This window comes from Halomonas sp. EF61 (assembly GCF_040147045.1).
Taxonomy (GTDB): Bacteria; Pseudomonadota; Gammaproteobacteria; order Pseudomonadales; family Halomonadaceae; genus Halomonas; species Halomonas litopenaei.
On sequence record NZ_JAMSHM010000003.1, the window covers coordinates 591,690 to 604,692 of the forward strand.

The 13,003-nt window shown below is 63.7% G+C and carries 13 protein-coding genes; 3 read left to right on the forward strand and 10 right to left on the reverse strand.

The window, feature by feature from the left end:
* Window positions 1-50 precede the first annotated feature (50 nt).
* On the reverse strand, window positions 51-3,299 hold the full coding sequence (locus NFI08_RS17515; protein WP_349591042.1) for a type VI secretion system Vgr family protein: 3,249 nt from the start codon (window positions 3,297-3,299) through the stop codon (window positions 51-53).
* On the opposite strand from NFI08_RS17515, the gene NFI08_RS17520 reads away from it, so the two are divergent.
* Window positions 3,298-3,675: a hypothetical protein gene (locus NFI08_RS17520; RefSeq protein WP_349591045.1), complete on the forward strand. Its 378-nt coding sequence runs from the start codon at window positions 3,298-3,300 to the stop codon at window positions 3,673-3,675. The two genes, NFI08_RS17515 and NFI08_RS17520, sit on opposite strands and share 2 nt — an antisense overlap.
* A 17-nt stretch (window positions 3,676-3,692) precedes the next feature.
* On the opposite strand, the gene NFI08_RS17525 is transcribed toward NFI08_RS17520, so the two are convergent.
* On the reverse strand, window positions 3,693-4,727 hold the full coding sequence (locus NFI08_RS17525) for a DNA-binding protein (protein ID WP_181248715.1): 1,035 nt from the start codon (window positions 4,725-4,727) through the stop codon (window positions 3,693-3,695).
* A gap of 537 nt (window positions 4,728-5,264) precedes the next feature.
* Between NFI08_RS17525 and NFI08_RS17530 the strand changes: the two genes are divergently transcribed.
* Window positions 5,265-6,473, forward strand: coding sequence for a tyrosine-type recombinase/integrase (locus NFI08_RS17530; protein ID WP_349591048.1), 1,209 nt, complete (start codon window positions 5,265-5,267; stop codon window positions 6,471-6,473).
* An 87-nt stretch (window positions 6,474-6,560) separates the two neighbouring features.
* Here NFI08_RS17530 and NFI08_RS17535 read toward each other — a convergent pair whose 3' ends face one another.
* Together NFI08_RS17535 and NFI08_RS17540 are read right to left on the reverse strand one after the other, a co-directional pair.
* Window positions 6,561-6,719 carry a hypothetical protein gene (locus NFI08_RS17535; protein WP_156088610.1) on the reverse strand — a complete coding sequence of 53 codons (159 nt, stop codon included), beginning with the start codon at window positions 6,717-6,719 and terminating at the stop codon, window positions 6,561-6,563.
* A complete protein-coding gene (locus tag NFI08_RS17540) occupies window positions 6,719-7,138 on the reverse strand; it encodes a hypothetical protein (RefSeq protein ID WP_349591051.1) in 420 nt (139 codons plus the stop codon). The genes NFI08_RS17535 and NFI08_RS17540 overlap by 1 nt, the downstream gene beginning before the upstream one ends.
* Window positions 7,139-7,310: 172 nt before the next feature.
* Between NFI08_RS17540 and NFI08_RS17545 the strand changes: the two genes are divergently transcribed.
* Window positions 7,311-7,736: a SufE family protein gene (locus NFI08_RS17545; RefSeq protein WP_045992080.1), complete on the forward strand. Its 426-nt coding sequence runs from the start codon at window positions 7,311-7,313 to the stop codon at window positions 7,734-7,736.
* Window positions 7,737-7,770: 34 nt separating this feature from the next.
* On the opposite strand, the gene yidD is transcribed toward NFI08_RS17545, so the two are convergent.
* The 6 genes from yidD to NFI08_RS17575 all read right to left on the reverse strand — a co-directional run bounded on the left by yidD (window position 7,771) and on the right by NFI08_RS17575 (window position 12,622).
* Window positions 7,771-8,070 carry a membrane protein insertion efficiency factor YidD gene (gene yidD / locus NFI08_RS17550; protein WP_197037158.1) on the reverse strand — a complete coding sequence of 100 codons (300 nt, stop codon included), beginning with the start codon at window positions 8,068-8,070 and terminating at the stop codon, window positions 7,771-7,773.
* Window positions 8,071-8,170: 100 nt separating this feature from the next.
* Window positions 8,171-8,614, reverse strand: coding sequence for a phosphoribosyl-AMP cyclohydrolase (gene hisI, locus NFI08_RS17555; RefSeq protein WP_349591055.1), 444 nt, complete (start codon window positions 8,612-8,614; stop codon window positions 8,171-8,173).
* A gap of 5 nt (window positions 8,615-8,619) precedes the next feature.
* Window positions 8,620-9,138 carry a Fur family transcriptional regulator gene (locus NFI08_RS17560; protein WP_349591058.1) on the reverse strand — a complete coding sequence of 173 codons (519 nt, stop codon included), beginning with the start codon at window positions 9,136-9,138 and terminating at the stop codon, window positions 8,620-8,622.
* A gap of 72 nt (window positions 9,139-9,210) precedes the next feature.
* A complete protein-coding gene (locus tag NFI08_RS17565) occupies window positions 9,211-10,191 on the reverse strand; it encodes an alpha-L-glutamate ligase-like protein (protein ID WP_045992077.1) in 981 nt (326 codons plus the stop codon).
* Between the two features lie 3 nt (window positions 10,192-10,194).
* A complete protein-coding gene (locus tag NFI08_RS17570) occupies window positions 10,195-11,709 on the reverse strand; it encodes an inactive transglutaminase family protein (protein ID WP_349591062.1) in 1,515 nt (504 codons plus the stop codon).
* 61 nt (window positions 11,710-11,770) lie between these two features.
* Window positions 11,771-12,622, reverse strand: coding sequence for an ATP-dependent zinc protease family protein (locus NFI08_RS17575; RefSeq protein ID WP_124804736.1), 852 nt, complete (start codon window positions 12,620-12,622; stop codon window positions 11,771-11,773).
* Between the last annotated feature and the right edge of the window lie 381 nt (window positions 12,623-13,003).

Consider the following 13,003-nt stretch of genomic DNA (forward strand, 5'->3'; position numbering starts at 1 on the left):
AGGTATTGACCGCTACCCACCGAGCCCCTTGGCGATATTGGCCTGTCGACTCAGGAGCGTTTCTTCGGTGATCCACCCGGCCAGCCTGGCGACGTCAGGTCGGTGTCCTGAGCGTGAGGGGTATCCTTGAGGTCGCCGAATGTCGGACTGGTGGGGACGTCACCTTTCCAACCGGGTGATGACAGCTCGGTATTGCCAAGCCCTGGGAGCTGCTCCTGAAGCTTCTCCTGCGCGATCTTTTCGAGTTGTGCCCGGGCTTGCTGCTCGACTCGCCCCGCAAGATCGCTCGGAATGTCACCTGGGATGGTTGGCAACGGAGGCCCCTCGGGCCAACCTGGCGACGATAGACCCACGCCGGAAGTGTTTGGCCTTCCTCCAGGCGTACCACCTGTCCAGCCGGGAGACTGAAGGAGGCTGGGCGCTTGGAAGGGAGATCCCTGATCTCTGGAGCTGCCTGACACAGCAGTCTGGGTGTCGCTGGACGTGGTGGCGTACGTTGGCTTGATCGGCACCTTGACGGGCCATGCCTGGGGCCGTTTGTCGATTTCTCGCGGGTCCTGGAAGTACTCGACCTGGACTCCCCCCAGAGGCAGCCCAGACAGCGTTGCCTTGCCGGCGGCGTCCAGCACCCCTTGGCGTACCGAGCCATCGGCGAGGAAAGCGCGATAGCGGGCGCCGGGCACCGGCCGACCGTTGCCATAGAGGTGTTCAAGATCCAGGTTGGAGGGTTCGGTTTCAGGAAGGTTGTCCAGCGGATAACTCAGACTCGTAGGCCCGCCAAACAGGTGCTGGCTGCCCTTGACGTCGATAGTGCCGGGGGCGTGAATTTCGATGTCGCCGCCCTTGAGTCGGATATAGCCGCCACCGCAGGTCAGCAGCACTTCCTCGGCAGCGGCAATGTGCACGGCGTCTTCGGTGGAGGTGATGCTGAGCTTTTTCTCTGCAGTCAGCGCCATCTCGTCGCTCTGGGCCTGCACCTCGACCTTGCCCTGGGCGGCGAACAGCTTGATCCCGGCGCGCTGGACGAACAGCGACAGCCGGTCGGCGATGCTGGCGACCAGGCGTTTGCCGGCGGCCAGGTTGATGTCCTCGCTTGCGGTGACGCTCAGTGACTTGCCTTGGGCCAGGTGGGTGGACTGGGGGGTGCTGATGGCGATGCCCGCCGGGGAGGCCAATTGCAGCCAGGGCTCCTTGAGTCGCGCGGCCTCGCCACGCCCACCTTTGCTTGCCGTTGTCGCACTGCTGCCGTCGAAGGCTGTGGCAGAGTCGGCACTACCGTGGCGCCCCTGGGCGTCGTCGCTGGCCTTGTGCAGGTCGGTGCGGCTGGCAAGCGCCTCGGCGTCGTGGTCGACAGCGCTGTCGCTGAGACTGTCGGCAAGCTGCCAGGCGCTTTGTAATTCGCGCCAGGCGGGGCGCATGTCGAGCTGCTCACCGTTGGCACCAAGCTGTCCCCAGCTGCTGACCAACAGGCCCTGGTTGGCGCGCACGGCGCCGTAGGCGTCGGTGCGCAGCTCGAAGCCGGTGCCGCGAAAGTCGCCGCGGGTATTGCCGTGCTGGTGGATCAGATAGCCGAGGTTCAACTGGCTCTTGGCGTGCTCGGAGTTGAGCCGCACCCGCTCCTGGTCGGTGGCGTCATCGAACACCAGCTCGTTGTACTTGCCGCCACGATAGGTCTTCGACTTGAAGCCCGACAGCAGGCCGTTGGAATGCCATTCCGGACGTTCATCGCCGTTGTAGACCCGACCGGTGATCAAGGGGCGATCCGGGTCGCCCTCGAGGAAGTCAACGATCACCTCCTGGCCGATGCGTGGGACGAAGACCGCGCCCCAGCCAGCGCTGGCGTTGGGCTCGCTGACCCTCAGCCAGCAGCTCGAGCCAGCGTCGTGGTGACCCAGCCGGTCCCAGTGAAACTGCACCTTGACCCGGTTGAGCCCGTCGGTGTGGATTTCCTCGCCTTCCGGCCCCACCACGGTGGCGGTCTGGGGGCCTCCCATCACCGGGCGCGGATGGTCGAGGCTCGAGCGATAGGGCAGGCACAGGCGCTGGGTCTCGATGTCGACCAGATAGTGGCCGGTGCCGGCGCGCTGGTAATCGTCACGGTGGAGGCTGGAGCCTTTATCCGAGAGACCCAGCCCGTGGGCGCGACGCGCCTGATCGAGCTGTTCCTGCAAGCTGCCGGGCAGGGTCGACAGATGCGCCGATACCGGCAGGGCATTCTCGGCATGCACGCTGAGGCCCAGCACCAGGAACTCTCGCTCGCTGTCGTCGCCGCGCTCATGTTGGCCATGCTGAGTCAGGGTGAAGTGGCCGCCTACCTGGAGCTGGCGGGCGCCACCGGCGCCATGGAAGCGCTTGGCGCGGGACTCCAGGGCTTCCAGACGATTGACCGCCAGTCGTTCACCGCGACGGTGGTCCGGGTAGTAGTACTCGCCGGGATAATCGTAGACCTCGGTGTCCGGCAGGTGGCCCTGGTCGCGGATGGTGTCCTGGGCGATGTCGCTGGGGTGGCGAGGCTGCTTGTAGTTGAAGGTGGCGAGGCTTACGCGGGTGGGCTGCTGCTGACGGCGCCCACCCCACTGGGTCAGTGCGTCCTCGGCCTCAGTGGCGGCCTGGCGATGGAAGCGGATGGCCTGGGGGGTGACCGCTGGGCAGGTATCTACGCTGTCGGTGATCACCAGGCAGTGATCGCCGTCGGCATCGGTGGCAGCCCCCGCGCCTTCGCCATGGCTGAAATAGAAAAACAGTCCTTCTTGTTCCATCAGCCGGTTGACGAAGTGGAAGTCGCTCTCTCGATACTGCACGCAGTAGCTGCGCGTGGGGTAGTCGCGACGAAGATCAAAGCGGTAGCGCCCCTTGGCGATCTCGCGGTCCTGGAACACCGCCTCGATCACCTCGGTGACGTTCTTGTCCTGGAAGATGCGGCTGTCACGACCGAGGCTCAACAGGGATAGCCAGGGCACCAGCACCAGTTGGTAGTAGTAGACGCCACCGTCTTCCCCGAGCAGGGCGGCGGAGTCGACCAGGCCAGAGAGCGGACGGTAGCCGCCGTCGGCCTGGCGGATCTCGATCAATGCCGGCTGGGCGATCAGCGACTTGAGTTCGATGTCGCCGCGCTGGGAGATCACGTCGAGGGTGTAGCAGAAGGGGCGCGAAATGGCCTCTTCGCCGACCAGGCGATGGGGGATCAGCGATTGCCCGCCCAGATGAAACTTGAGCAGGCGCTGATCCTGACTCAGTGTGACGTCAAAGGCACCCAGCAGGTCGCTTGGGCGATACGAGGACCAGGAGGGGTCGTCCATGCTCAGCACCCTCCTGCCAAACGTGCCCACTCGGTGGGCGCCGCTGGAAGACGCAGTGATGAGCGCAAATGCTGGGGAGCAGATGGCATGGCGGTTCCTCCCTGAACGATTCCGTCAGTCCGAATCTGGAGGATCTTACCGGCGGGACGGGGCCCGGGCAGCAGGGGAAAGGCGTTTTCAGAAAGGGCTTACGCAGGAAAACGACATGTCGAGCAAGCTGTGCCTTGGCAACACCGCAAACCGGGCATTGAAGGAGGCGGTGCACGCCGCTTGGGCCCTGAATGGCGGCTTGTGGTTTGCAGTGCCGCTGCGCTGGATCCCGGGCGTGCCGTGTGAACGCCACCCTAGGCAATCACACGGCCAGGCCGCTGCCTGAATCCTGGAGGCGCTGCCCTAGGGCGAAGAGGTCTGTTGTTTGGCGTTTCCGCTGGATGTGCCTTCGTTGTCATCGGGGCGTTCGCGCTGTTGCCTGGCCAGCGCCCAGATTTTCTCGTCCAGCTTGGCCTCGAGGGCCTTGAGTCGCTCTGACTGATTCGCCAGCAGGCGCCTCTGCTCTTCGATACGCTCGTTGAGCAGGTCTACCTCGTGGCCTCGAGCGCGCAGGTTCTCCTCGGCTCGCGAGCGTTCCATCTGCGTCTCGCGGTGGCGCTTTTCCTCTTCTGACAGTTCGCCCCGAAGTGCCTGAAGCTGCTGCTGCAACACCTCCTGGCGCTGATCGGCCTGCTTGAGCCGCTGGGCATGGGCCTTTTCCGCACTTTGTCGTTCCTGGCGTGCCTCATCCAGCATGGCCATCAGCCGCGCCTCGGCGGCCTCGTGGCGCTGTTCTTCCTGGGCCAGGCGTTCGCGATGCTGCTTCTGCTGGTCATCCAGCGCCTGCTGGTACTCCCTGCCTTCACGCTCCTTGTCCTGCTGCAGACGATCAAGCTGAGCTTCGAGCTGGGTGGCGCGCTCGCCTTCCTTGATGAGCTGCTGCTCCAGCGCTTGATTGGCGCTCGCCAGCCTTGCCGATTCCGAGGCCGCCTCCTGCAGGCGCTGCTCCATGGATGACAGATGGGCCGACAGGGCGCTTTCGCGCTGTTCGGCGTCCTCGGCTCGACGATCGGCGGCGGCCACCTTTTCAAGCGCGCCTTCCACGTTGCGATCGGCCTCCTGGCGATAGTGGGCCAGGTTTTCCGCCGCTGCCTCCTGGGCCTTGCTCCAGAGCTCTTCGGCCAGTCCCTGAAGCTCCACGGGCATCCCCTGGGGGGGCGGAACGTCTCGTCGCTCTTCCCGGCGTGAACGCCATTCGCGCAGATGTTCGCTGATGGTGGTGAAGCTGCCGGTGCCGAGTATCTCTCGGACCTTCTGAACGCTGGGGGCTTCCTGCTGCTTGAGCAGGGTATCCACCGCTCGTTGAACGTCGTCGTAGGTGATCCCGGTACGGGCCATGAAGCTCTCCTTGTGCGGTGGTCGATTCCGCCAGCGGCTGATCATGCCTGAATGCCCCCTCGCTCGCCATGCTCCGGTTCGCTTTCTGTGACACCCGTTGGCACTGCCTAGCGGCGTCGTCATGTGAGCGGTGCTCACATTCCTGCGAACCCCTGCCTGCTCCGTGAGGGGGCGGCTGATGCCGCCAGCCATCATTTCCATTAAGCAAAGGCGATAGTACGTGTAATTACATAAATCGTAAATACGTAGAAATATTTATGATATTCGACAATAAATCAAGATTACGCGCCTTATCTTGAGTTTTTGCTCCTACAGCTGCAGTATTCAAAGGGGAGAGGGCGCATAAGGGCGCATAGAGGCCCGGGTGTAGCGAGAGGGGGTGGCAAATGGCGTGGCCAGAGCCAGAGAGTAGAACAAAGGCGGCGCGTGATATCACGCGTGCTGCGACAGGAAAGGACGCGAAAAGCACTACAACTTCAGCGATCATCCATGAAAAAGGTGTCTTTGGTCTGATGTGGATTCAAGGTGTGACAATGCATGAGTAACCATCCCACAGTACCGGCACAGGACGGCAGGGCGGTCGTCGGCAGAACGCCGGGGGGCACCCTGGTCGAGGGCGAATTACCGTCTTCGTCGTCCCCGCAGGCCCTGATCGAGGCGGAAGATGACTGGCAGGCGGTGGCCCACTGGCTTGCCGAATACGCTGGCAGTGCGCAGACCCAGCGCGCCTACCGCCGCGAGGCCGAGCGGCTGCTGCTGTGGCTTGAAGAGCGCCGCCTTTCGTTGACCCAGATGACCCGGGGTCACCTTGATGAGTTCGAGGCCTTTCTCGCCGACCCGCGCCCCCGTGAGCAGTGGGTAGGCCCGGTCAGGCCGCGTCAGGATCCTCGTTGGCGACCGTTTCGTGGCCCACTGTCGCCGGCAAGTCGACGCCAGAGCCTGGTGATCCTGCAAGGCATGATGGCCTGGCTGGTGGAGGCGGGCTGGCTGTCGCGCAACCCGTTTCGATTGATGCGCGACAAGCGCAGGCGCCTCAACAATGGCCAGCGGCGTGTCGAGCGCTATCTGGAGCGTCCGCTGTGGGACTGGTTGTGGGCCTGGCTCAATGAGCCACTGGAGCCAGGTGCCGACCGACGAGCCAGATTTCTCTGGACCAGGCGGCGGCTGGTGTTCGGCTTTGCCTACCTGCTGGCCCCGCGGATCAACGAGATGAGCCAGGCGCGCATGGAGGACCTGGTGAGGCGGGAAGGGCGCTGGTGGTGGCAGGTGGTCGGCAAGGGCGGCAAGTTTGCCGAGATTCCGGTGCCGCCCGACATGATCGAGCTGGTCCGGGAGGCGCGGACGCTCTACGGCGAGCCGGCAGATCCCGCCGGAGCCCCGGCGCCACTGTTGAGACGCCTGGATGGAAAGACCGCGCTGGGTGACAACCAGTTGTACCGACTAATACGCACGACCTTCAGTCAGGCCGCGGGCTGCCTGGAAGAGCAGGGCGGGGATCCCCAGGCGGTGGCACGGCTACGACAGGCTACGCCGCACTGGCTCAGGCATACCGCTCTGACCCATCAGGCCCAGGCGGGCGTGGAGCTTCGTTATCTGGCGCAGTCGGCACGTCACTCACGCCTGGAGACGACGTCACGCTACCTTCACACCGAAGACGAGGAATGGCATCGCCAGCAGTCGCTGCACGGCCTTGGCCAGGCAGAAGGGGCAACATGGGGGAAAGGGATGGGGGAGAATAAGGAATGAAGAAACAGCCCCTTGGACAGGTTTCTGGCTGAGGGCGGCTAGCAGAGCCCACCAGTGGAGCCCGCTAATGGAGCCAACCAGGCAAGCCTAGTGCTCGAGGGGGCCGCGCTTTCGGGCGATATAACGATTGGCGTGCTCGGTGAGCGCCTTGACGTCGGACTTGTAACCACGGTCGAGTCGGTAGGCGGCCACCGCCAGCGCCAAGGTGGCGCCCAGCATGATCAGCATGGCGATATGGAATGTCATCACTTGTCCCTCCAGGTGAGCAGGGCCTTGGCATAGGATGCCACGAGTGCCAGGCCAAAGCCAACGAAGGCGCCCCAAAGCGGCTTGGCCGTGCTGGCCACCACCAGCGTCGCCCCCGAGCTATCCTTGTCGGCGAAGAACAGCGCAATCAGCGAAAGCGCGCCGACGGTGGTGCCCGCGCGATCGGCCAGATCCAGCAGATTGGTAAGGATGGCCGCTCGCTTGGCCCGCCGCTGGGCGGCCAGGTGAGCGATGATCTCTTCCAGCTGCTGCTGCGTCAGGCCTCGCTCGGAGGCCGGCGTGCCGGTCTTGCCGGCCCGTGACGAGCCCAGGTACTGGTCGAGCTCCTTTTCCAGTGCATCGAGTCGTCTATCACGTGCGCGATGCGGGCCCTGTCCTTGGGGGTCTGGCGCTTGCATGTCTATCTCTTTGCGTAGCTTAGGTGGCGAGCGACAGCGAGTGCTCCGTTGTCACCCGCTCAGGGCGAATTCTAGCATGACGCTGGCCGGGTTCTCCGAACCGGGGCTGACCGGGGGAGGACGACGGCGGGGCCTGGCAGGTATAATCCTGGCAGCATTCTAGGGAGTCACCATGACCACGACGAGTACCGCAGAACAGGCCCAGCAGGAGCTGCTGGAAGAGTTTGAACTGTTCGACAACTGGATGGACCGCTATCAGTACATCATCGACATGGGCAAGGCATTGCCGGCCTTCCCCGATGAGCACAAGCGTGACGAGCTGAAGATTCAGGGCTGTCAGTCCAATGTGTGGATGCACCACGAGCGCCAGGGCGACACCCTGCACTTTGCCGCCATCTCGGACGCCGCCATCGTGTCAGGGCTGATCGCCGTGCTGATGCGCATCTACAACGATCGAAAGCCCAGCGACATCCTCGCCACCAGTCCGCATTTTCTCAAGGACCTGGGCCTCGACAAGCACCTGTCGCCGACCCGCAGCAATGGCCTCAACGCCATGCTCGAGCGCATCTATCGCGTCGCGGAGCAGGAAGCTGCCTGACGCTTGAACCCTGGGCGTCGACGAGGCGCCCGCGTCAGTCCGCTGATCTCGAGTCGCTGTCGCCGCGCACCTCAAACCGCTCGTCGAGCTCCGGATCCTGGCGGCACAGCCTCTCGCTGGGCCCGCCAGGCACAGGATCGATGCCGCCCTTGGCGCCAGGATGGCAGCGCAGAATACGCTTGAGCGCTAGCCAACCGCCCCGTATCGGACCGTGAACCGTTATGGCTTCGTGACTGTAGTGCGAGCAGCTTGGCCAGTAGCGACAGCGTGGGCCCAGCAATGGGCTGATGACACCCTGGTAGAGGCGAATCAGCGCCAGTAACGGCCATGCCAGCCAGCGCTTCGGTCCGCGCGCCCGGGGTGATGGCTCCTGCGCGGGGGGCGATCGATCATCGCGACCACGGCCGCTGTCAGCCCCGGCCGTCGCCGGTGACTCAGGATCCCTTGGTGTAGAGCTCATCGGGATCGATCAGCGCAGCGCTGTTGATGCGGGCGCTGTCCGCTTCCAGGGACAGATAGAAACAGCTGCGACGGCCGGTATGGCAGGCCGGACCGGTCTGCTCGACCTGCAGCAGCAGGGTATCGCCGTCACAGTCCAGCGACGCACTCTTGAGATGCTGCTGCTGGCCGGAAGACTCGCCCTTGCGCCACAACCTGGCGCGGGAGCGGGAGTAGTAGCATACCCGGCCAGTGCGCAGCGTTTCCTCCAGCGCCTCCCGGTTCATCCACGCCATCATCAGCACTTCGCCGCTATCGTGCTGCTGGGCGATGGCCGGCAGCAGGCCATCGCCGTTGAATCGCACATTGGCCAGCACCTCTTCGAGAGAATGACGGCTATCGCAGGGTTCGCGCTCGAGGCGTTTGAGCAGGTCGGTCATGGGGCTCAGGTGGCGTCCTTGGGGGTGGAAGAGGCTGTATTGACTGGATCAGCGTTGGCGTCGGCACGCTCCTCGGCACCATCGTTGTTGCCGCCTTGGCAGGCCTGGCACAGGCCAAGCAGTTCGATGGTCTGGCGCTGTACCTGGAAGCCCAGCGTCCTGGCACGGCTTGCCAGTTGCTCGTTGATCTCGTCGAGGTGCAATTCCTCGACGCGCCCGCAGTCACGGCAGATCAGCAGCTGGAAGCGATGTGCATGCTCGGGGCAGGGGCAGGCGACGTAGGCATTGAGCGACTCGATGCGATGTACCAGCCCCTGTTCGATCAGGAACTCCAGCGCACGGTACACCGTCGGGGGGCGCGCGGCGGCGTGATCCTTGGCTAGCCGATCCAGCAGATCGTAAGCCTTGAGGCCGCCACTGGCCTCACCGATCAGTTCCAGTACACGTCGCCGGATGGGGGTGAAGCGCACGCCACGATGTGCGCAGTGAGCTTCAGCCTGTTGTAGCAGGGCGGTTTCGGTCATGGGGTCCAATATTCACGAAGCGGCAACCTAGTCTACGCGCTGGCCCGCCGGCGGGCCAGGCACGCGAAACTGTCAAATGGCTTCTGCCGGGGCTTCCTGCAGCTCGCCCTGGCGGGCGAAGTGGTGCTGGGCGAAGGCCACCCGCTCGGCAGCGCTGCGCTCCTCGGTCTGAGCCTCGATCAGATCGAGGCGTCGCCGCAAGCCTTCGCCATTGGCCATCTGGATCGCCAGGCCAGGGCGGGCGTTCAGCTCGAGCAACATGGGGCCGCGGTCACGATCGAGCACCATATCGGTGCCGAGATAGCCAAGCCCGGTCATCTCGTAGCAGCCGGAGGCGAGCTCAAGAAGGGTGGTCCAGCCAGTGATCTGCAGGCTGGCCAGTTCGTGGCCGGTATCGGGATGATCGGTGCGCGAACGATCGAACTGGACGCCTCGCACGGCGCGCCCGCTGGCGATATCGATACCGACGCCCACCGCACCCTGGTGCAGGTTGGCCTTGCCGTCGGAGGCGGCGGTGGACAGCCGCATCATCGCCATCACCGGGTAGCCTTTGAACACGATGACACGGATATCCGGCACCCCTTCGTAGGTATAGGCAGCGAAGGTGGTATCGAAGTTGATCAGCCCCTCGACCAGGGCAACGTCCGGGGAGCCCCCAAGCGAATAGAGCCCCGAAAGGATATTGGAGACGTGGCGTTCGACATCCTCGATATCCAGCTCAGCGCCGCTGGGCTTGATGAAGTGCTTGCCCTCGACTCGCTCGATGACCAGGATGCCCTTGCCGCCGCTGCCCTTGGCCGGCTTGATCACAAAACCGTTGTGGCCCGCCAGCATCTCGCTGATGTGCTTGACACTAAACTGGGTCGACACCGTGCCGATATGCTCCGGCGTGGTGATGCCGTATTCCTGTGCCAGCAGCTTGGTCTTGAGCTTGTCATCCACCAGCGGATACAGCTTGCGACTGTTGTAGCGACCGATGTAACGGATGTTACGCCGGTTCATGCCGATGATGCCCTTGGCCTTGAGCTTGCCGGGACTGGTCCAGTTGAGCATGGCTCAGTCCTCCGTGACCGGCTTGAAACGACGCAGTTCGAGCAGCCGGTAACCGGTGTAGTTGCCCAGCAGCAGGATCAGCGCCATCAGGATCAGCTGCAGGCCGAGGAAGTTGAAGGTGATGTGGCGAATCCAAGGATTGTTCATCGCCAGATAGGCCAGTACCGCGGTCAGCAGGCTGCCCCCGCCCTGGATCAGCACCTCCTTGGGGCCTTCTTCTTCCCACAGGATCGACATCCGTTCGATGGTCCAGGACAGGATGATCATCGGGAAGAAGGTGATCGTCAGGCCCGCATTGAGGCCAAAGCGATAGGACAGCACGGTGAAGATCGAGATGATCGCTATCACCGTTATTATCACCGCCGTCACCCTGGCCACCAGCAATAGATTCAAGTGTGACAGATAGCTGCGTATGACCAGACCGACGGCCACTACCAGCAGAAACCCGACCAGGCCGGTGAGCAGGGTGGTCTGGATGAAGGCCAGGGCAATCAGTACCGGCATGAAGGTACCGGACGTCTTGATGCCGATCAGCACGCGCAGCAGCACCACCACCAGCGCACCGATCGGGATCAGCAGGATGGTCTGGAACAGCGCCTGCTCCTCGAGCGGCAAGCTGTGGATCGAGAAGTTGAGCAGGGTGTCGCTGTCCTCGGCGAGCTGGCTACGTACTGCCGCCGCGGCGGGCTGGTTGCGTACCAGCATGGAGAAGGAAATACGTGAATCGCGACCGCCTTCCACCTCGAGCACGGCATTGCCAGCGCTTTCCCACATCAACAGGTTGTCGGGCTTGCCCTGTTCGCCGGTGGCCGGATTGAACAGTGCGCGCTTGTCGCCGTCATAGACCTGTATCCACGAGGTCAGGCTCTGGCGCCGACGGCCGCTGTCGAGCATCAGGCCATTGACCTCACGGGCGGCAACGCCGGCCTGGTTCAACAGGCGCACGGCCAGCGGCACACGATCGAACTGGGTCAGCAGTAGCCTGGCATTTTCCCCCTGGCGGTCATCGGCGAATTCGCTCAGCAATTCACGGGCGAAGGTAAAGGCGTCGGACGAGCGTGCCCAGGCGCGGTCGATCACCTGCTGGGCGGCGGTGTCGTAGGGACGCTCCCAGGCGACATCGGTCACCGGCGGCGGCGGGGGCGGAGCAGTTGCCTTGCGGGCACCTTCGGTCACCAGTACTTGGGCGGTGTAGTAGAGGCGCTGATCGCCCACCGCCTCGCGGGTGGACCACTCGGCGCGACGTGCGCCGTTTTCCTGCAGGAACGCCAGGCCATAACCCGGCGAGGCGGTGTGCTCGGTCAGCACCCGAAAACCGGCCTGAGAGGAGGGCAGGGCCATGTCCACCTTGGCCGGCTCGCCCTGGCCATCGAAGGTGACCTGAGCCTCGATTTCCCAGACCTGGCGCTGTTCACCCGGCGTCCAGGGGACCTCGAATTCCACGTGGCGGTGAATGCTCATCGCGATGCCAACCACCATCAGCAGGGCGACGATCAGATAAAAGGGCAGTCTGGACATGGGTCTTCCTTAATCGGGAGCGAAAGGCCGACGCCCCGGGGCGTCGGCACACAGCGTTATCTCAGGGCTGTTCCTGATCATCACGATCGGCCGCTTCCTCGTCGGCGGCTTCGCTGGCCGATTCCCCTCCTGGGAATTCGGGACGGTCGTGCAGGTAGTGGCGTGCCACGTCGATGACGGCGATATCCAACAGGAAACGACGGCCAAGCAGGACGGGATAGCTCAGGTGGGTGCGGTCGTTCAGGGTGAATTCGACCTGTTCACGCAGCGGGCCGAGGGTCATCAGCAGGCTGACCACGGGGCGGCTTTCTTCACCGTTGGCCTGGACGATGGTCACCTTGCGTTCTACCGGTGCCTCGATCCATTCATCGCGCACGGCCTCGACCACCGAATCTTCTTCATTGAGGCCCAGCTTGAAGCGCACCCATTCGTCACCATCCCGTTCGAAGGTGGTGACATCGGTAGCGGACAGCGATGAGGTATTGGCCCCGGAGTCGATCCGCGCCTTCAGATAGGTGCCCACATCGGGCAAGCCAACCCACTCGCTGCGTCCCAGCAGTTCCTTGTTGTCAATACCGGATTCGGTGCTGGCCTCACACTGCGTCGTCCGAGGACCGGGCTCCGCGCTGCCGCGCTCGAGCCCGGCCAGATCCTGGCGTACGCCGCGCAGCAGGCTACCGACTTCGCGGATATCGGCGGTCATGCGGCGATCCTGCGCCGCCTGTTCACTGAGCATGTCGTGGGTCAGGTCGCAGCGTCCCGCCAGGCGAGTCTCGAGCCCTCGGATCTCGGCGTGGAATTCCGAAGGCGTGAGAGGTTCGGGGGGAGGCGGAGCGTCGACCGGTGCCAGTGCACAGCCACCGAGCATCGCGGCGGCGGCCAAGGAAAGAAAACAAGTCGGTCGGAGGGGCATGACGCTAGCGTCCTTGTATCGGCATCGACAAAAATGGTGAGACTCGCAAAGATCGCTCCCGAAGAAGCCCATCGAACGAGACAAATTGAAGCGATGATAAGGAGCGACGCCAGCGCTGTCCATGCTGGGGCCGGGTTGATCACGCCTCAGGTGCTCCGCTGTACTGCTGAGAACCGCCTACAATCCCGAGCCCGCACCCCTGGAAAAGCGCTAGGGTGTCTACTGGGCGGGGCTCATATCTACCTCATCAGGAATCGGGACAATAGAACCAAGGAGTTGCCTGAGTATTGTCGGCTACACAAGTCCCTATACGCGCCCTTGGGCATTCCACTTCTACTATGCAGAACCTTTCGTGCTTTGCTGAAGCTAGCACGAGGCTGA